This window comes from Planococcus versutus (genome assembly GCF_001186155.3).
In the GTDB taxonomy this organism is placed as follows: domain Bacteria; phylum Bacillota; class Bacilli; order Bacillales_A; family Planococcaceae; genus Planococcus; species Planococcus versutus.
In genome coordinates this window covers 3,230,528-3,249,625 of sequence record NZ_CP016540.2, presented here as the reverse complement: position 1 = coordinate 3,249,625, position 19,098 = coordinate 3,230,528, and the positions used below count along the sequence as shown (strand labels likewise).

General features: G+C 38.9%; 23 protein-coding genes. 21 read left to right on the top strand and 2 right to left on the bottom strand.

From position 1 onward, the window contains the following. Positions 1 to 489: 489 nt before the first annotated feature. The 15 genes from rpmH (at position 490) to I858_RS16250 (ending at position 13,576) form a co-directional block, all read left to right on the top strand. Entirely contained in the window at positions 490 to 627 is a 138-nt protein-coding gene (rpmH, locus tag I858_RS16320) for a 50S ribosomal protein L34 (protein ID WP_049693545.1), read from the top strand. Positions 628 to 708: 81 nt separating this feature from the next. Further along, positions 709 to 1,050 carry a ribonuclease P protein component gene (gene rnpA / locus I858_RS16315; protein WP_049693546.1) on the top strand — a complete coding sequence of 114 codons (342 nt, stop codon included), beginning with the start codon at positions 709 to 711 and terminating at the stop codon, positions 1,048 to 1,050. 60 nt (positions 1,051 to 1,110) lie between these two features. Continuing rightward, positions 1,111 to 1,890, top strand: coding sequence for a membrane protein insertase YidC (gene yidC, locus I858_RS16310; RefSeq protein WP_049693547.1), 780 nt, complete (start codon positions 1,111 to 1,113; stop codon positions 1,888 to 1,890). Continuing rightward, positions 1,887 to 2,624 (top strand): RNA-binding cell elongation regulator Jag/EloR, encoded by a 738-nt coding sequence (gene jag, locus I858_RS16305; RefSeq protein ID WP_049693548.1) that lies wholly within the window; start codon positions 1,887 to 1,889, stop codon positions 2,622 to 2,624. Before yidC ends, jag begins: the two co-directional genes overlap by 4 nt. Before the next feature lie 269 nt (positions 2,625 to 2,893). Next, on the top strand, positions 2,894 to 4,279 hold the full coding sequence (gene mnmE, locus I858_RS16300) for a tRNA uridine-5-carboxymethylaminomethyl(34) synthesis GTPase MnmE (RefSeq protein ID WP_049693549.1): 1,386 nt from the start codon (positions 2,894 to 2,896) through the stop codon (positions 4,277 to 4,279). A 22-nt stretch (positions 4,280 to 4,301) separates the two neighbouring features. Continuing rightward, positions 4,302 to 6,191, top strand: a complete 1,890-nt coding sequence (gene mnmG, locus I858_RS16295; protein WP_049693550.1) for a tRNA uridine-5-carboxymethylaminomethyl(34) synthesis enzyme MnmG — start codon at positions 4,302 to 4,304, stop codon at positions 6,189 to 6,191. A gap of 133 nt (positions 6,192 to 6,324) precedes the next feature. Continuing rightward, the gene (gene rsmG / locus I858_RS16290; protein WP_049693551.1) at positions 6,325 to 7,038 is read left to right on the top strand and encodes a 16S rRNA (guanine(527)-N(7))-methyltransferase RsmG; all 714 of its coding nucleotides are present in this window, start codon (positions 6,325 to 6,327) and stop codon (positions 7,036 to 7,038) included. An 89-nt stretch (positions 7,039 to 7,127) separates the two neighbouring features. Then, positions 7,128 to 7,994, top strand: coding sequence for a nucleoid occlusion protein (gene noc, locus I858_RS16285; RefSeq protein ID WP_049693552.1), 867 nt, complete (start codon positions 7,128 to 7,130; stop codon positions 7,992 to 7,994). 216 nt (positions 7,995 to 8,210) lie between these two features. Further along, positions 8,211 to 8,972: a ParA family protein gene (locus I858_RS16280; protein WP_049693553.1), complete on the top strand. Its 762-nt coding sequence runs from the start codon at positions 8,211 to 8,213 to the stop codon at positions 8,970 to 8,972. Next, positions 8,965 to 9,798: a ParB/RepB/Spo0J family partition protein gene (locus I858_RS16275; RefSeq protein WP_049693554.1), complete on the top strand. Its 834-nt coding sequence runs from the start codon at positions 8,965 to 8,967 to the stop codon at positions 9,796 to 9,798. The genes I858_RS16280 and I858_RS16275 overlap by 8 nt, the downstream gene beginning before the upstream one ends. Before the next feature lie 127 nt (positions 9,799 to 9,925). Further along, on the top strand, positions 9,926 to 10,639 hold the full coding sequence (locus I858_RS16270) for a DUF554 domain-containing protein (RefSeq protein WP_049693555.1): 714 nt from the start codon (positions 9,926 to 9,928) through the stop codon (positions 10,637 to 10,639). A 19-nt stretch (positions 10,640 to 10,658) separates the two neighbouring features. Beyond that, positions 10,659 to 11,552: a mechanosensitive ion channel family protein gene (locus I858_RS16265; RefSeq protein WP_049693556.1), complete on the top strand. Its 894-nt coding sequence runs from the start codon at positions 10,659 to 10,661 to the stop codon at positions 11,550 to 11,552. 14 nt (positions 11,553 to 11,566) lie between these two features. After that, the gene (locus tag I858_RS16260; protein WP_049693557.1) at positions 11,567 to 11,767 is read left to right on the top strand and encodes a DUF951 domain-containing protein; all 201 of its coding nucleotides are present in this window, start codon (positions 11,567 to 11,569) and stop codon (positions 11,765 to 11,767) included. Between the two features lie 88 nt (positions 11,768 to 11,855). Continuing rightward, entirely contained in the window at positions 11,856 to 12,956 is a 1,101-nt protein-coding gene (gene ychF / locus I858_RS16255; protein WP_049693585.1) for a redox-regulated ATPase YchF, read from the top strand. 239 nt (positions 12,957 to 13,195) lie between these two features. Then, the gene (locus I858_RS16250) at positions 13,196 to 13,576 is read left to right on the top strand and encodes a gamma-glutamylcyclotransferase family protein (RefSeq protein WP_049693558.1); all 381 of its coding nucleotides are present in this window, start codon (positions 13,196 to 13,198) and stop codon (positions 13,574 to 13,576) included. 14 nt (positions 13,577 to 13,590) lie between these two features. On the opposite strand, the gene I858_RS17645 is transcribed toward I858_RS16250, so the two are convergent. Together I858_RS17645 and I858_RS17640 are read right to left on the bottom strand one after the other, a co-directional pair. Continuing rightward, on the bottom strand, positions 13,591 to 13,755 hold the full coding sequence (locus I858_RS17645; protein WP_338046069.1) for a hypothetical protein: 165 nt from the start codon (positions 13,753 to 13,755) through the stop codon (positions 13,591 to 13,593). A gap of 48 nt (positions 13,756 to 13,803) precedes the next feature. After that, on the bottom strand, positions 13,804 to 14,148 hold the full coding sequence (locus I858_RS17640) for a metalloprotease family protein (protein ID WP_338046068.1): 345 nt from the start codon (positions 14,146 to 14,148) through the stop codon (positions 13,804 to 13,806). Positions 14,149 to 14,324: 176 nt separating this feature from the next. Here I858_RS17640 and rpsF point away from each other — a divergent pair, with 176 nt between their 5' ends. The 6 genes from rpsF to rplI all read left to right on the top strand — a co-directional run bounded on the left by rpsF (position 14,325) and on the right by rplI (position 19,086). Further along, positions 14,325 to 14,612 (top strand): 30S ribosomal protein S6, encoded by a 288-nt coding sequence (gene rpsF / locus I858_RS16240; protein ID WP_049693559.1) that lies wholly within the window; start codon positions 14,325 to 14,327, stop codon positions 14,610 to 14,612. A gap of 50 nt (positions 14,613 to 14,662) precedes the next feature. Then, positions 14,663 to 15,136 carry a single-stranded DNA-binding protein gene (gene ssb / locus I858_RS16235; protein ID WP_049693560.1) on the top strand — a complete coding sequence of 158 codons (474 nt, stop codon included), beginning with the start codon at positions 14,663 to 14,665 and terminating at the stop codon, positions 15,134 to 15,136. Positions 15,137 to 15,185: 49 nt separating this feature from the next. After that, positions 15,186 to 15,422, top strand: coding sequence for a 30S ribosomal protein S18 (gene rpsR / locus I858_RS16230; RefSeq protein WP_049693561.1), 237 nt, complete (start codon positions 15,186 to 15,188; stop codon positions 15,420 to 15,422). 267 nt (positions 15,423 to 15,689) lie between these two features. Further along, the gene (locus tag I858_RS16225) at positions 15,690 to 16,649 is read left to right on the top strand and encodes a YybS family protein (protein WP_049693562.1); all 960 of its coding nucleotides are present in this window, start codon (positions 15,690 to 15,692) and stop codon (positions 16,647 to 16,649) included. Between the two features lie 14 nt (positions 16,650 to 16,663). Further along, entirely contained in the window at positions 16,664 to 18,640 is a 1,977-nt protein-coding gene (locus I858_RS16220) for a DHH family phosphoesterase (protein ID WP_049693563.1), read from the top strand. Next, positions 18,637 to 19,086: a 50S ribosomal protein L9 gene (gene rplI, locus I858_RS16215; RefSeq protein ID WP_049693564.1), complete on the top strand. Its 450-nt coding sequence runs from the start codon at positions 18,637 to 18,639 to the stop codon at positions 19,084 to 19,086. The genes I858_RS16220 and rplI overlap by 4 nt, the downstream gene beginning before the upstream one ends. The last annotated feature ends 12 nt before the right edge of the window (positions 19,087 to 19,098 follow it).

Sequence of the window (19,098 nt, the reverse complement as noted above, 5' to 3'; positions counted from 1 at the left end):
TAGCTCGTCTCCTTTATATTTAACGATATTTTAAAGTATATCATACACAAAATCACAGCCTGTGGATAACGTTCGTAAACAAGCTGGTGAATAACTATCCACACCTTACCCACAATTTGTGGATAACTTATTTGAGTGGAAAATTGTTAACAAGTGAAAACAAGTTAATGTTACCAAAAAAGAGTAGACAATACAAGAAGTTCTTTAACTTATCCACATAATAATTTTTCTGCACAATAATCCTATCCACAAGCAGTTTGTATGTTGAAAACTTGTAGATAAGACATGTGGATAATTATTTTTCAAGAAAAAGTAGCGAACAGGTCATTAAGAGAAAGTGAAAACAATTGTGTATAACTTGGTCTAAGCAATGGAGAGAGAATGAGAGTGTTTTCATATCAAACGTTGACATTTATACCTTTGCACCTTTATAATAGTCGAGACTGTCTTTAGAAAAATAGTTAACTCTCAATATAGGAGGTGTCATATATGACATTACGCACATACCAACCAAAAACACGTAAGCACAGCAAAGTACACGGCTTTAGAGCACGTATGAGCACAAAGAACGGACGTCGCATAATTGCAGCTCGTCGTCGTAAAGGTAGAAAAGTACTATCAGCTTAAGTCCACTGACCGCATCAGTGGTCTTTTTTTTCTTTTCTGCTTCATTTGAGTGGGAAAGTATTAAAATAAGCAGGTGAAAGAATGAACAAAGATCAACGGATCAAGAAGAATAAAGAATTTCAGCAAATTTTTAAAAAAGGAAAATCTTTTGCAAATCGACAGTTTATCGTTTATATATTAAAAAGTGAACAAACTGAATTTCGTTTAGGGCTATCCGTTAGTAAAAAAGTAGGCAATGCAGTAGCACGTAACCGAATCAAACGGTACATTAGGCAAACTTTCTTGGAATTGAAAGAGGAGCTATTACCGAATGTAGATTACATTATTATCGCCCGACCACAGGCGGCCACATTGGACTTTCACGAAAGCAAGAAAAGTCTCGAACACGTTTTGAAAATTGCACGGGTATTACCGAAAGAGTAGAAGACATTGCGAAATAGATGTTATTATAGAAGTAATTGAAATTAGTTTGGGGGAAGAAGGGTGAATAAGAAATTAGTTTTACTTATTTCACTGATCGCAGTAACCTTGCTGCTTTCTGGCTGTACAGAGTTTGATCAGCCGATCAGTGACCAGAGCGAAGGATTTTGGAATGAATTTATCGTTTGGCCATTGGTGTCAACGATCAAATTCTTTAAAGGTTTACTAGGCACTTACGGTTTTGGGATTATCGCAGTAACTATTATTATTCGTTTAGTTATGTTGCCGTTGATGATCAAACAAACAAAAAGTTCGAAGCGCATGCAAGAAGTGCAGCCTGAACTTGTGAAACTAAAAGAACAGTACAAGTCTAAAGATGCTGTTACACAACAAAAATACCAAAAAGAAATGATGGCGTTATTCCAGGAAAAAGGTGTTAATCCAATGGCAGGTTGTTTACCTGTTTTGATTCAAATGCCTGTATTAATTGGGTTTTATCATGCCATTAGCCGAATGAACAATACACCTGAGATCGATTTGGGCTCATTCCTTATTTTTCCGTTAGCAGAACCGAGCATTATTTTAGCTGTTGTTGCTGGATTAATGCAATTCACTGTTTTGCGTACAGGACCAGCAATGGATAATCCTCAAATGAGAATTATGATGTATTTTATGCCGGTTATGATTATTGGATTTGGTATCGTGTTACCTTCCGCTTTGACATTGTACTGGGTCATCGGAAATATCATTTCACTGATCCAAAACTTGGTAATTTACCGTCCGTGGGAGAAAAAAGATGTGCAGCAGCCTGTTAAAATGAAAGCAGGAGGGGCTAAAAAGTGAAACAGATTACGCAAACGGGTTTAACTGTTGAAAACGCGATATCTGAAGCATTAGAAAAACTCCAAGTTACACGTGAAGAAGTAAACATTACGATTATTCAAGAAGAGAAAAAAGGATTTTTTGGTTTTGGTGCAAAAAAAGCAGAAGTTGAAGTTAGTATAATCGAAAAACAATTGCTTTCTGAACAAGATGTAACACCAGAACAAGCTGTTGAAACCATTGAAACACCTGTAATACTGCTTAAAGAAGAAAAAGAGGAAGAAATTCCTGCTATTCCTAACGAAAAAGCGATTGAAGAAACAAAAAAGTATATTCAATCGATTGCTAAAGGTATGAAAATTGAAGATTTAACCATTACACATGAAAAACGAGGCAAAAAAATTAATTTTTACCTTGAAAGTAAAAAAGTAGCGATGTTAATTGGTAAGCGAGGACAGACGTTAAATTCGCTTCAACAATTAGCTCAACTAGTTGCAAATAAACACTCAAACCAATTTATGATTGTTCAATTAGATGCTGAGAATTATCGTGAACGTCGCCAAGAAACGCTAGAGCAACTAGCAGATCGCATGGCCGACAAAGCAATTCGGACAGGTGGACGTGTTCAGTTCGAACCAATGCCATCGTACGAACGAAAAGTGATTCATCAATCATTGTCAAGACGCTTTGATATTGATACGTATTCTGAAGGCAAAGATCCGAATCGTTATCTAGTAATTGAACCTCATAAATAAGTTAAAGCTCACCGAAATGGTGGGCTTTTTTTATGTTAAATTAACGAAATTTAGCAATATGAAGCACTGTGTCTTTTGATTTCGTGCAATTTATGCTATTGTAATATGTTAGAAAGCCACGTTCGTTTACTGGTTGTCCACATGTGGACAACTTTTTTTAGGCAGAAATAAAGAAAAAAACATATAAGTGAATATGTGGTCTGCTGACTCGTTTTGTTTGTTATCCACAGAACGTAAAGTGTTGCTTTTTTTTAAGAGGAGGGAACAACATGGAATTCGATACAATCGCTGCCATCTCGACACCGAGTGGAGAAGGAGCCATCGCTATTGTTCGCTTGAGCGGTCCAGAAGCCGTTGCAATTGCGGACAAGCTGTTCCGAGCTCCTAGCAAAAAGGCGTTGTCTTCTCAAATAACGCATACCATTCATTATGGACACCTCGAAGATCCAGCGACTGGTGAAATAGCAGAAGAAGTTATGGTGTCGCTCATGAAAGCACCTAAAACCTTCACGCGAGAAGATGTAATTGAAATTAATTGCCACGGGGGAATTGTTTCCGTAAATCGTGTGCTTGAATTGGTATTGCGTGCAGGAGCCAGACTAGCGGAACCTGGCGAGTTTACGAAACGTGCCTTTTTAAATGGTCGTATCGATTTGTCTCAAGCAGAAGCAGTAATGGACTTGATTCGTGCGAAAACAGATCGGGCTATGGACGTTGCACTCAATCAAATGGAAGGCAAGCTATCAAAACTAATCGGCACATTACGTCAAGCCTTACTTGAATCGATTGCTCAAATGGAAGTAAACATCGATTATCCAGAATATGACGATGTAGAAGAAATGACACGACCGATTATGCTGGAAAAATCCAAATGGGTTCGTTCGGAAATCGATAAATTGCTGAAAACGTCTTCGCAAGGGAAAATTTTACGAGAAGGGTTGTCAACCGTCATATTGGGTAGACCCAATGTCGGAAAATCTTCCCTACTAAATAGTCTGGTCCAGGAAAATAAAGCAATTGTCACAGAAATAGCGGGGACAACCCGTGATATAATAGAAGAATACGTAAATGTTCGAGGTGTTCCACTGCGTTTAGTGGATACAGCTGGTATTCGTGAAACAGAAGATATTGTCGAGCGAATCGGTGTTGAGCGTTCAAGAAAAGTCTTGAAAGAAGCTGATTTGATTCTTTACGTGTTAAATTATGCAGAAGCGCTAACTTCAGAAGACGAACTATTGTTTGAGACGGTTAAAGACATGGATTATATCGTTGTGATAAACAAAACTGACTTGCCTCAGAAGATTGATTTGGAAAAAGTACAAAAACTAGCTGGCAATAAATTGCTAGTAACGACTTCTTTAATTGAAGAAGAAGGAATTGATCAACTGGAAGAAGCCATTGCTGCTTTGTTTTTCCAAGGAGCGATCGAAGCAGGGGATATGACTTATGTGTCCAATGTGCGCCACATTGCATTGCTGCACCAGGCACATAAAACCATTTCAGATGCTATTGGAGCTGCTGAAATGGAAGTTCCAGTAGATATGATTCAAATTGATGTTACTCGAACGTGGGAACTTCTTGGTGAAATTATTGGAGATACTGCAGATGACGGTCTCTTAAACCAATTATTCTCTCAGTTCTGTTTAGGGAAATAAAACTCGAAGGGAATGAACGAACATGCCACAATACGAAGCAGGCACGTTCGATGTCATCGTAGTAGGAGCTGGACATGCAGGAGCGGAAGCTGCTCTTGCGTCTGCGCGAATGGGCGCTAAAACGCTTGTTTTGACGATGAATCTGGATATGATCGCATTTATGCCATGTAACCCATCTATTGGTGGACCAGCAAAAGGCATTGTTGTACGTGAAATTGACGCACTTGGCGGAGCTATGGGACGCGTAATCGATAAAACGCACATTCAAATGAGAATGTTGAATACTGCTAAAGGACCTGCTGTACGTGCATTGCGCGCACAAGCGGATAAAGTTCTTTACCAACAAGAAATGAAACGGTTAATGGAAGAATCACCAAATCTAACCTTGCATCAAGGCGTTGCTGAAGAATTGATTGTCGAGGATGGCACAATTCAAGGCCTCGTTACACAAGTAGGCGGTATTTACCGTGCGAAATCAGTCGTTATTACGACTGGAACGTTTTTACGTGGTGAAATTATTATTGGAGATTTGCGTTATTCAAGTGGACCAAACAATCAACAGCCTTCTATAAAGTTGGCAGAAAACTTGGAGAAGCTTGGATTTGATACCGTTCGTTTTAAAACGGGCACACCTCCACGTGTAAACAGCAATAGCATTGATTACAGCAAAACAGAAATTCAACCTGGTGATGATGTGCCACGTGCATTTGGTCATGAAACAACTGAATACATCACTGATCAGTTGCCATGCTGGCTAACTTATACAAACGAAAAAACACATCAAATTATTGATGACAATCTTCATTTGTCACCGATGTATTCAGGAATGATCAAAGGAACAGGTCCACGCTACTGTCCTTCAATCGAAGATAAAGTAGTTCGGTTTAACGATAAACCGCGCCATCAAATATTTTTAGAGCCAGAAGGTCGTAATACGCGCGAGGTTTACGTACAAGGGCTTTCAACAAGTTTACCTGAACATGTCCAGCGTAAGCTAATAGAGTCGGTTCCAGGGCTTGAGAAGGCTGAAATGATGCGTGCAGGATATGCCATAGAATATGATGCAATCGTTCCGACGCAATTATGGCCAACATTAGAGACTAAAAAAATTGTAAATCTATACACAGCAGGTCAAATTAACGGAACATCTGGTTACGAAGAAGCAGCAGGGCAAGGCCTAATGGCCGGAATCAATGCTGCAGCAAAAGTACTAGGCAAAAAAGAAGTTATTTTGAGCCGATCGGATGCGTATATTGGCGTATTAATTGATGATTTAGTGACAAAAGGAACCAGTGAACCTTATCGTTTACTAACATCTCGTGCAGAATATCGCTTATTGCTTCGTCATGACAATGCTGATATTCGTTTAACAGAATTAGCTTATGCAATTGGTATGATAAAAGAAGATCGTTACGTAAAATTTCTTGCTAAAAAAGAGCGGATTGAAGAAGAAATTAAACGATTAAGAAGTATCATGATCAAGCCCAATGAAGCAACTCAGCAACTAATTCGTGAAGCAGGAGGCAGTGAATTAAAAGACGGCATTCGTGGAGCTGATTTATTGAAGCGTCCAGAAATGACTTACGATATGATTTCGCAGCTGACAGCTTCTTCTGTAGAGCTTGAAAACGAAGTAAAAGAACAAGTAGAAATTCATATTAAGTATGAAGGCTATATTGAGAAATCCTTGCTACAAGTTGATAAACTTAAAAAAATGGAAAATAAAAAAATCCCAGACAATATTGATTATCATGCTATTTCTGGAATTGCATCTGAAGCTCGAGCTAAATTAGCAGAAGTTCGTCCGCTATCTATTGCACAGGCATCACGCATCTCTGGTGTCAATCCGGCTGACATATCCATTTTATTGGTGTATATTGAACAAGGAAAGATTGCAAAAATACCTGTATAATAAGCAAAGGTCGAAAACTTCCATAAATCATGCAAAAGATCGAACAAAAGGCATAAGCTAGACAACAAAATGGGCTGGCGCATACCAGCTCATTTCTTTTTTACATAAAAGTTCGAAAGAAGGAGGAGCTAGTTTGAATGAACAGCAGTTTAAGGACGGTCTCAAAGAAAAAGGGATCATTTTAACCGAAAAACAACTCGACCAATTCCGAATCTATTACAAAGAATTAGTTGAGTGGAATGAAAAGATGAACCTTACGGCAATAACCGAACAACCTGCAGTTTACTTAAAGCATTTTTACGATTCTATTACAGCAGCCTTTTACTTGGATTTCACAAAAAAAATGAAGGTTTGTGACGTTGGAGCCGGAGCTGGATTTCCTAGTATCCCACTTAAAATCTGCTTTCCTCATATAGAGGTTACAATAGTAGATTCGTTAAACAAACGTATTCAATTTTTACAGCATTTAAGTAGTGAGCTTGGATTGACTAAAGTAGAATTTATTCATTCAAGAGCAGAAGATTTTGGTCAGTCTAATCATCGTGAAAGCTACGATGTTGTGACGGCACGTGCTGTAGCACGTCTATCTGTACTAGCGGAATTATGTGTACCACTAGTTAAAAAAGGTGGCGTATTTGCAGCGATGAAAGCAGCATCAGCATCTAATGAGCTAGAAGATGCTGAAATGGCATTACAGAAACTTGGTGTGAAACTTGAAAAAGTATTCTCTTTTTTATTACCAATAGAAGAAAGTGAACGTTATATTCAAATTTTTAAAAAGTTTAAAGAAACGCCAAAAAAATATCCGCGAAAAGCAGGAGTTCCAAACAAATCACCAATTGCTTAATGTTCCACGTGAAACATTAGGGTTTTAAGAAAAAGCGAACGATACTTACTCTTACTAACAAAGAAAGCATGTAAAGGTGGTGCTAGAAGGTGAAAAGTCCTTTCTCACGTTTCTTTGGAGGCGGCGATAAAGAAAATGAAACAGCAAAAAAAGAAGTGGTAGAACACAAGTCTTCAGAAAACGTCGTCAAATTACCACTTGATAAAATACATGCTAATAAATTCCAGCCAAGAACAGTTTTTGATCAAGAGAAAATCGAAGAACTTGCGCGGACGATTCATGTTCATGGTGTAATTCAGCCAATTGTAGTCAGAGAATCTGATCATAAAGGGCAATATGAAATTATTGCAGGAGAACGACGCTTTCGTGCAATGAAATCACTCGAATGGACAGAAGTTCCAGCAATCGTTCGAAATTTAAGTGATAAAGAAACGGCTTCTATTGCATTAATAGAAAATCTTCAACGTGAGGAGTTGACTTCGATAGAAGAAGCTCATGCTTATCGAAATTTGTTAGAAATACAAGAGATAACGCAAGAAGCCTTAGCGCAACGTCTCGGTAAAGGTCAATCTACAGTTGCTAATAAATTGCGGTTGCTAAAGTTGCCAGAAGAAATTCAGACGGCTTTACTCTGTCGGTTACTAACAGAAAGGCATGCAAGAGCTCTTTTACAAGTAAAAGATGCAGAGCAGCAAAAGAAACTATTTGATGAAACTATTGAAGAAAGCTTGAATGTAAAGCAACTTGAGTTAAAAGTGGGGAAATTGCTTGTAAATGAGCCGAAAAAATCGAAACCACAAAGGAAAGCAGTTAGTAGAGATATGCGAATTGCTATGAACACGATAAAGGAATCTTTAAATATGGTCACTAAAAGTGGAATTGATTTGACCACAGAGGAAGAAGAGTATGAAGAATATTATCAAATCACAGTGAAAATACCTAAGAAAAAATCATAAAAAACTCTTTCCACTATGGAAAGAGTTTTTTTGCAAGTAATAACAACGTATTGTTGAAAAAATTTGATACAATAGAAAAATAAGAACAGTAATAAGTTGAAAAACTGATTTTATCAATCTACATTCTGTAAAAGCTGTGCCTTTCGAGTACTAAAATAGCTAAAATAAGAAATTCACAGTAAAATAAACTAAGTAATAAAGAAAGTTGGTGCAAGTGTGGGTAGAACTATTGCGATCGCCAATCAAAAGGGCGGCGTAGGAAAAACGACTTCTTCAGTAAACTTAAGTGCCTGCCTTGCTTATCTAGGCAAGAAAGTTCTGTTAATAGATATTGATCCTCAAGGAAATGCTACTAGTGGAGTAGGAGTAAACAAAGGAGACGTCGATAAATGCATTTACGAAGTATTGATTGACGATGTGGATGTAAAAGACACAATTATGGAAACAAAAGTAGAGAATTTATACGTAGTTCCCGCTACCATTTCCTTAGCTGGAGCTGAAATTGAATTGGTTTCGACCATTTCAAGAGAGGCCCGTTTGAAAAATGCACTAGCAGAAGTCAAAGAGATGTATGATTACATAATCATTGATTGTCCACCATCTTTAGGGTTATTGACGTTGAATTCATTGACAGCTTCTGATGCAATTATTATTCCAGTACAATGTGAATACTATGCATTGGAAGGGCTAAGCCAATTATTAAGTACAATTCGCTTAGTACAAAAACACTTAAATCATGACTTGATGATTGACGGTGTATTACTTACTATGCTGGATGCACGGACAAACCTGGGTGTACAAGTAATAGAAGAAGTAAAAAAATATTTTCAAGATAAAGTGTATAAAACGATTATTCCGAGAAACGTCAGATTGAGTGAAGCACCAAGCCATGGAGAGCCAATCATTATTTATGATCCAAAGTCTAGAGGCGCAGAAGTATACTTAGAATTGGCGAAGGAAGTGATTCATAATGGCTAAAGGATTAGGTAAAGGCATTAATGCGTTGTTTCCCGGCGAAACAATCAATGATACAGATAAAGTAAATCAACTCAGTGTAAGTGAAATCAAGGCAAATCCGTACCAACCGCGGAAAAAATTTGATCAAGAAGCGTTAGACGAACTAGCAGAATCCATTAAAGAGCACGGAATTTTACAACCGATTGTCGTCAGAAAAACTGGAGAAAAATACGAAATTGTTGTGGGAGAACGTCGTTTCCGTGCAGCGAAATTAGTTAAATTAAAAAAAGTTCCAGCAATCATTAAAGAGCTAACAGATCAGCAAATGATGGAACTTGCTATATTAGAAAATCTTCAACGTGAAGACTTAACACCAATTGAAGAAGCAGAAGCCTATCAAAAACTGATGGAAGCATTAAATTTAACACAAGAACAACTAGCCTTCCGATTAGGTAAAAGTCGTCCTCATATTGCCAACCATATTCGACTTTTATCATTGCCAGAAGATGTTCGTAAATTGATCTCTGACAAAGAATTATCAATGGGGCATGGACGTACATTATTGGGATTAAGAAGCAAAAAAATTATTCCTGAAACAGCAGCTAAAGTTGTTAAAGAAAATTTGAATGTTCGTCAATTAGAAAACTTAGTTCAGCGATTAAATGAAGATGTTCCACGTGAAACAATTGAGAAAAAGAGAGATATTTTTATTGAAGAAAAACAATCTGAATTGAGAGATCGTTTTGGTACAAAAGTTCAAATTAAGAAAAACAAGAATAAAGGAAAAATAGAAATTGAATTTTTCTCAGAAGATGATTTAGAGCGAATTCTCGAATTATTAAGCTGACAGTGCCTATTTCCTTGGAAAAGGGAATAGGTTCTGTTTTTTAATAAATGAAAATTAACTAGTGCGCTCAAAAGAGGGAGAAGAGTCCCTTAAATAATTTAGAGGCACGCTGTGGAGGAGAGATGCAATGGTTCTCTTAGGAACATTAATAAATGCCGTTTTAATTATTGTGGGAACCATTATTGGGAGAGCTCTTCGCAATATTTCAGAGAAAATGAAAGAAACGGTTATGTACGTCATTGGATTATCCGTCATTGTGCTTGGTTTACAGATGGGATTAGGAAGTCAGAATTTCGTCATTGTTATAATTAGTTTGGTATTAGGGACAGTGATAGGGGAATGGGCTCAGTTAGAAGAAAAGCTCAATGATTTTGGTCATTGGATAGAGCGTATGCTCGGTGCAAAAGAAAGCAAAGGTAGCCTCGCACAAGGATTTGTAACAGCAACGTTAATATTTGTTATTGGAGCAATGGGAATTATTGGAGCGATGGAAAGTGGCTTGAGCAATGAACATGGCGTTTTAATTTCTAAAGGGATTATTGACGGATTTACTTCTATTATTTTAGCTTCTACACTGGGGTTTGGTGTCATGTTAGCCGCAATACCTGTATTTGTTTATCAAGGTTTAATTGCTTTGTTTGCTACTCAAATTAGCTTGGCAATTCCAGCAGAGGCATTAGATATGTTTATTTTGGAAATGAGCGCAACTGGGGGCGTTATGATTGTTGCGATAGGGTTAAATTTGATGGGTATAACAAAGATTAGAGTGGCAAATCTATTGCCGGGTATACTTGTGGTTGGTATGGTGGTTACCGTAATTTATAAATTTAATCTGATGTAAGCGCTAGGAAGGTGAAAGAGTGAGTGTTGAAAAAATGATTGAAAAAATTATAAATGTACTTTCGGACGAAGCTATGTGGGTAGGCTTGTTTTTAGTATTTCTAAAAGTAATTTTGATAACAGTAGCTGCAGTTGTACTAGTGAAGGTATTGCGTATATTGATTCGAAAAACTTTTTCTGTACGCATTAAAGGCCCGCTTCTTTATAACGAAAGAAGACAGCAAACTTTATCAAAATTATTATCAAACGTAGTTGCCTATGTTGTCTATTTTATCGCCATTGTGTCTATTTTGGCAGCATTTACAATTGACATCACAGGACTTATCGCAGGTGCGGGAGTTCTAGGTTTAGCTGTAGGCTTTGGTGCTCAGAATTTAGTTCGTGATGTGATTACAGGCTTTTTTATCATTTTCGAAGATCAATTTTCTGTTGGAGATTATGTTCGGATTGGGGCTGCTGAAGGAACGGTTGAAGAAATTGGGTTGCGAACAACAAAAGTAAAAGCCTGGACAGGGGAGTTATTTATTTTTCCGAACGGCAATATCATGGATGTCGTCAACTTTTCAATTCACAATTCGATTGCGGTAGTAGATGTGAACATTTCTTATGAATCTGATATAAAGCGCGTAGAAGTGTTGATTATGGAGTTTCTTGAAAATTTACAAGATAGGTATGAACAAATTATTAAACCTGCAGAGTTGCTGGGCGTCCAAACTTTAAAGACCACTGAAATTGTTATGCGGATTACCGCAGAAACTTTACCAATGCAGCATTTTGCGATTGCGAGAGAAATGCGCCGAGATTTGAAAGATTTCTTAGATCAACGAGGTGTAGAAATTCCGTATCCGCGCATGGTGATGATTCAGCGTTCTCCAGAAGATGCTATGATGCCTAAAAACGCACGAAACGAATAAAAGGAGGCACATTCATGGAAATGAAGGATTTTGGATTAAATGATCTTGTTGAAATGAAAAAAGGTCATCCATGTGGCACCAATTCGTGGAAGATTATTCGCATGGGAGCAGACGTCCGCATTAAATGTGAAGGATGCCAGCATAGTGTGATGTTGCCACGTATGGAATTTAATAAAAAAATGAAAAAAGTTTTAGTAAAAGCCGAAACGGAATGAAAAATGGACAATTTGAAGTTTCGTTCTTATAATGAAACAGTTGTGTAAAAAATAATTCATTTTATATAGAGGAAAGGTTGTGCATCCTATGGCATTAACTGCAGGGATTGTAGGGTTACCAAACGTGGGGAAATCCACATTATTTAACGCAATAACTAAAGCGGGTGCCGAAGCGGCAAACTACCCGTTCTGTACAATAGATCCAAACGTAGGAATTGTTGAAGTTCCAGATGAGCGTCTTGATAAATTGACGGAATTGGTAGAACCGAAAAAAACCGTTCCAACGGCTTTTGAGTTTACGGACATTGCGGGGATTGTAGAAGGCGCGAGTAAGGGAGAGGGACTAGGAAACAAATTCTTATCCCACATCCGTGAAGTTGACGCAATTTGCCAAGTTGTTCGTTGTTTTGCTGATGACAACATTACGCATGTAACAGGCAAAGTCGATCCGATTTCAGATATTGAAGTGATCAACTTAGAACTGATTTTAGCTGATATGGAAAGTATTGAAAAGCGTATTGCACGTGCCGCAAAACTAGTAAAACAAAAAGACAAAGAGGCAGTTGCAGAAGAACCCGTTCTTATGAAATTACGCGAAGCTTTTGAAAATGGCCAATTGGCACGTTCAATCGATTTCACCGAAGATGAGTTGAAGATTGCACAAGGCTTAAACTTATTAACGATTAAACCAATGCTTTACGTAGCAAACGTAGCAGAAGATGAAATTGCAGATGCAGACAACAACGAATACGTTCAATCTGTACGTGACTTTGCAGCGAAAGATAATGCAGATGTCATTGTAATTTGTGCGAAGATCGAAGAAGAAATGGCTGAACTTGAAGACGAGGAAAAAGAAATGTTCCTTGAAGAGTTGGGCATTAAAGAATCAGGTCTAGATCAATTGGTCAAAGCAGCTTACAGTCTTCTCGGACTAGCAACGTATTTTACAGCGGGCGTTCAAGAAGTTCGTGCATGGACATTCAAAAAAGGCATGAAAGCACCACAATGTGCCGGCGTTATTCACTCTGATTTTGAACGTGGATTTATCCGTGCCGAAACAGTTGCCTACGATGACTTGGTCGAAATTGGATCAATGGCAGCTGCAAAAGAAGCAGGAAAAGTACGTCAAGAAGGCAAAGAATACATCGTCAAAGACGGCGACGTCATGCTATTTAGATTTAACGTCTAAAAGCGGAAACGACCGCTATGCTCCGACAGGCGTAAGACGATCTGGCGAAGCGGCGTTCTTTGCCGCACAGCCAGAGTGGCTTATGACCCGAGAATCTGGCCACCGCAGCTGGATAAGTCTAAAAGCGGAAACGACCGCTATGCTCCGACAGGCGTAAGACAATCTAGCGGAAGTGCAAGACTAAAACTAAAAAAACCGGATGCATTGGAGCATCCGGTTTTTGTATGGAGGAATTGAGCATGTTGTTATTTGCATACGGAACGCTTAAGCGTGGCGGGAAGTATCATGATTATTTGGAAGAAGCGGAATTAGTGGAAGAACGAGCGATAGCGAAAGGAACTTTGTACGATACTGAAATGGGATATCCCGCACTAGTGTTATCGGGTACTAACCCCGTAGAAGGGGAGATTTATGACATTCCCGACGTTTTATGGCCCGCGTTAGACTACCTCGAAGATTACTCTGGAAATCCTGAAAAAGATTTGTACGACAAAGTGACAATTCAAGTCGAGTCAGAGAGTAGCGTCTATGAAACCATGGTTTACATGGCCAAAGATAAAAAGTTATTAAAAAAACAGATTGCATCAGGTACATGGGAAATTGTTCATTCTGTAGTATAAAAAAGCGTTGATTTTTAGTCGGTGCTGTCAGTTCCAGGATGTTCACTGTAAACATACAAGCGCGGCAGCGAAGGATCATCAAGAATCCATGCCGTGTTTTTTTCTTTGCGCAACTCAGCGTACATGATAAAGTCGCCAAAAGCTCCTGCGGTCAACATAGCACCTAATAAGACCAGCACTTGGCTATCGGTCCAAAAACCGATGACTGTTGGAATAAAGGCCGTCGTCTAAAAAGGCAACAACAATACTTTGCGCATAGTATGATTTTGAAGAGGTTGACCTGTCGTAGCATAAGCGATGCCCAACTTTAAGTTGATGCCGTAATTTAAGGAAGAAATTGGCACTTTCCCAAATAGCACAAAGCCGATTAAATGAAATAATTCGTGCACAACTATCAAGATAAAGTAGCCAACTACAAATAAGAAAGTAGCACTCAAAGAAAAGTGGAAAGACCAAGGACTATTGAAAAAATGATAGGTAATTGCAAACAAGACGATTAAAACCACATGAAACCAAAGAATTTTTGGTGCGAGTGTATCCATTTTTAATTCGATTATACGAGTAGGTGACATGGTTTCACTTCCTTTGAATTTATTGTAAAAGTATAATGCATTTCAAATGAAAAAACATGCTTGCGAGTCGATCATGCATGTGATACAATACTGTGATGTGAGTAATAATTATGAATTGCTTGCTCCTTGCCCGCTGGATACAGCAGGGCCCAAGTCCATGAGGAGGTGACAACACGATGAGAGAATACGAATTAATGTATATCATGCAGCCTGCGATTGAAGATGAAGCGAAAAAAGCTTTAGTTGAGCGTTTTAACAACATGCTTATTTCTAACGGCGCTGAAATCATCGAGTCGAAAGAGTGGGGTAAACGTCGTTTAGCTTATGAAATCAACGATTTACGTGAAGGTTTCTACCAAATCGTAAAAATTAACGCTGGTACAGAAGCAATCAACGAATACACACGTCTTGCGAACATTAACGAAGACATTATTCGTCATATCGCTGTACGCAAAGACGCGTAAACAGGATCATGGCACTGAAATTTTTTTGACTTGAAGGAGGTTGAATTCTGATGATTAACCGAGTTGTTTTAGTCGGAAGACTGACAAAAGATCCAGACCTTCGCTATACACCAAGCGGCGCGGCAGTTGCTCGTTTTACACTTGCTGTAAACCGGACTTTCTCAAACGCTCAAGGTGAACGCGAAACTGATTTCATTAATTGTACTGTTTGGCGCAAACAAGCTGAAAATACAGCGAATTTCTTGAAAAAAGGAAGCTTAGCTGGCGTTGAAGGCCGTATCCAAACTGGTAGCTACGAGGGACAAGACGGGAAGCGTGTCTATACAACAGAAGTAGTGGCGGACAGTGTTCAATTTCTTGAACCGAAAAGCGCCAATGCGGACCGTTCACAAGGGCAACAGCCTTCCTATCAACAGAACCAATCACCGAGTCCAAGTCAGCAAAATCATACTCGTGTAGATGAAGATCCGTTCTCAAGCGGTAGCGGTCCGATAGAAGTATCAGATGATGATTTACCGTTTTAAGATGGACTGACTTTAACGAACAACTATTAAGTAAAGGAGGTAATTCGATATGGCACCACGTCGCGGAGGAAAGAAACGGAAAAAGGTTTGTTACTTTAATTCCAACAACATCACGCACATTGACTATAAAGATACGGATCTTTTGAAGAAATTTATTTCTGAAAGAGGGAAAATCTTGCCACGTCGTGTTACAGGCACTAGCGCTAAATGGCAACGTAAGTTGACAATCGCTATTAAACGCTCACGTATCATGGCACTTCTACCGTTTGTTGCGGAAGAAAGATAATTACAGAAAAGCGAAAGCACTCGTCAAATCTGAATGGGGCTGGAGTTTAGTTATAAAAAAAGACCGGGAAACCGGTCTTTTTTTTTGTGTGTTTGTATACGAGGGAAAAACTTTAGAAAAAAGAGTCACTAACGCAGTAAAAAACGTGCCTCTTTGGGGTGTTCGGCTGTTATGGCTTGTAGGGAACCGCTCCTTTTGTTCAGGTTGTTGAATCATGGTACAATTGCAAAGATGAAATCTACCCGAAAGAAGGGGAAATACAGTCATATGCAAAATCAACAACCGCAACAACTTACCAACGGTGCACTAATGGCAAGTGTATTTATAGTGCTTTTGGCAATTTCAGTTTATGTGCCAGTTTTAAGTATACTAAGTGCGCTGTTTTTAGCAGTACCCATCGCTTGGTACAGTGCAAAATATCCGTGGAAGGCTTCCATGCTTTTTTCAGCAGTCTGCCTAGTATTATCGTTTATTATTGGCGGTCTTTTGTCTTTGCCACTAGCGTTGGTTTATTTGCCTTTGGGATTGGCAATTGGTATTTCAATCCATTATAAAAAAAGCAAATTATTCATGTTCATGAGTGCTAGCATTGTGTTGTTAGCATCTTTGATGGTTCAATACGTAGCTTCTATTGTACTGCTCGACATCAATGTGCTGGAAGAGTTTACAGCAAGTTTTGATCAATCTTATGAGCAAACAAGCGCATTTATGGAAACGTTAGGTGCTTCTGAAGCTTCTATAGCAGAATATAAGGAACTCGTTACGCAACTGCAGTTTTCGTTTGAAACTTTGTTACCGGTGCTCTTGATATTAGGTGTTTTTGCATCGGTATGGGTCTTGTTGCTAATCCTTCTGCCCATTTTAAAGCGCTTCGGCGTTAAGGCTCCAAAGTTTCCACCTTTTCGTGATATGAAATTACCGAAATCTGTTTTATGGTATTATTTAATCGTGTTGCTCGTGACGATGTTATCGGAATTTGAACCTGGAACGATGGCGTATATGGTGTTTGTAAACGTATCTGTACTACTTCAATTCTTGTTGTTCTTGCAGGGTGTATCATTTTATCACTTCTATATCTATCAAGAGGGGTGGCCAAAATGGGTCATCGTGCTAGTCACTTTACTAGCGTTCCCACTGCAGTCATTTACAAGCATAGTCGGAATTGTAGACCTTGGATTCGATATTCGAGGTTGGGTCAAACGAGCACACGAGTTTAAAGGAAAATAAGGGGCTGAAGAATAATGTCGGCTTTTTTCAGAAAAAGAAAACTGCGATATCCACTGATAGCATTGCTGGTTCTTGGTATGGCCGCAGCGATTATGATTTTGCTGTGGTCAGAATGGGCGGCCGGCATTTTCACACTGCTTTTTTTGCTGGCTTTTACAGCAGCATGGGTGACCGAAAAAAAAGTGTATGAAGAAACTGAAAAACACATTGAAACTTTATCGTACCGAATGAAAAAAGTTGGAGAAGAAGCTTTGTTGGAGATGCCTATTGGTATTTTGTTAGTCAATGAATATTTTGGCATCGAATGGGCAAATCCCTATATGACTTCAGCACTGGAATACGATACCTTGATCGGTGAGTCGCTTTTTGCGCTATCAGATGATTTTCAAGTATTTGTGAAATCAGAGGATCAACAAGAAACAACAATTGCATTAGGCGAGCGCAAATACCGCGTGTATTATAAAGCAGATGATCGCTTGTTGTATTTGTTTGATATTACTGAACAAGTAGAAATCGAGTCGCTTTATTACGCAGACCGATCGGTTCTCGGTATTTTATTCATCGATAATTACGATGAACTTGCACAGGGAATGGATGATCAAACACGTAGTAATATCAATAGTGTCGTGACATCACTCATTAACAAATGGGGTTCAGATCAAGGAGTTTTCGTGAAGCGTGTTGCTTCTGATCGATTTATGGCAGTGTTTAACGAATCGATTTTGGAAAAGCTTGAGTTGTCAAAATTCGCCATTTTGGATGACATTCGTGAAGTGACATCTAAAGACAATGTGGCGTTAACTTTAAGTATTGGTGTTGGGGCAGGTTCTGCTTCATTGGTAGAACTGGGTAGTTTGGCACAGTCTGGTCTGGATTTAGTTCTTGGTCGTGGCGGAGATCAAGTAGCGATCAAGCATCCGAGTGGAAAAGTGAAGTTTTATGGTGGGAAGACCAACCCGGTTGAAAAACGAACACGTGTCAGAGCGCGCGTCATATCGCATGCGTTGCGTGATTTGATTCAAGAAAGTGATCAAGTATTTATCATGGGACATAAAATGCCGGATATGGATTCGATTGGTGCCGCAGTTGGAGTAGCCAAAATGGCCGCTATGAACAAAGTCAAGGGTCGAATTATTCTTGATTTTGATGAGTATGATCGCAGTGTGATGAGATTAATGGAAGAAATTGAGTCAGATCCAGAATTGTTTGCTCAGTTTATCACACCAGAAGAAGCTCTAGCAGAAATGACTGAGAATTCCCTGCTGGTTATCGTTGATACGCACAAGCCTTCAATGGTTATTGATGAGCGAGTGCTCCAGCGGATGGAGCGTGTGGTGTTGATCGATCATCACCGGAGAGGTGAGGAATTTATCACCAATACCATGCTTGTCTATATGGAGCCTTATGCTTCGTCTACGGCAGAATTGGTAACAGAGCTCATCGAATACCAACCAAAGCATGAAAAGCTATCCATGTTAGAAGCAACGGCTATGCTAGCCGGAATTATTGTAGATACTAAGAGTTTTACATTAAGGACTGGCGCTCGGACATTCGAAGCCGCATCTTATTTGCGTTTAAATGGAGCAGATACAGTACTTGTTCAACGCATTTTAAAAGAAGACTTAGAAACTTATGTTGAGCGTGCAAAAATCGTTCAAACGGTAGAATTTGTTGGCACAGGCATTGCGATTGCCAAAGGTGAACCTGACCGTCTCTATAGCCCGGTGTTAATTGCACAAACTGCCGATATTCTTTTAACGATGAAAGACGTTAACGCGTCTTTTGTGGTCGCTGAGCGTACAGAAAGCACAATTGGTATTAGTGCCAGGTCACTGGGTGAAGTAAATGTTCAAGTAATCATGGAAAACTTAGGCGGTGGTGGCCATTTAACCAATGCTGCCACGCAAATGTCAAATACCACAATAGAAAAAGCGATTGAACAACTAAAAGCAGTCATTATGGAAGATACTGAAGGAGGAACAACAGAATGAAAGTAATATTTTTGAAAGACGTAAAAGGTAAAGGTAAAAAAGGGGACATCAAAAACGTAGCAGATGGTTATGCGCATAATTTCTTATTGAAAAATAACTTAGCAATCGAAGCAAACCAAGCAACGATCAGTAAATTAGACGGTCAAAAGAAGAAAGAACAAAAAGAAGCAGACCAAGAACTGGAAGAAGCAAAACAATTAAAAGACACACTTGAAGGCTTAACAATCGAATTAACTGCGAAGTCTGGAGCAGATGGACGTCTTTTCGGATCCATCACTACTAAACAAGTAGCTACAGCTCTTGAGAAAAAACACAGCATTAAGTTAGACAAACGCAAAATGGAATTAGACGACGCTATTCGTGCGCTTGGGTATACGAATATTCCTGTAAAGCTTCATCATGACGTGACCGCTACACTTCGAGTTCACGTTACCGAAGAAGCGTAAGGTGAGACACCG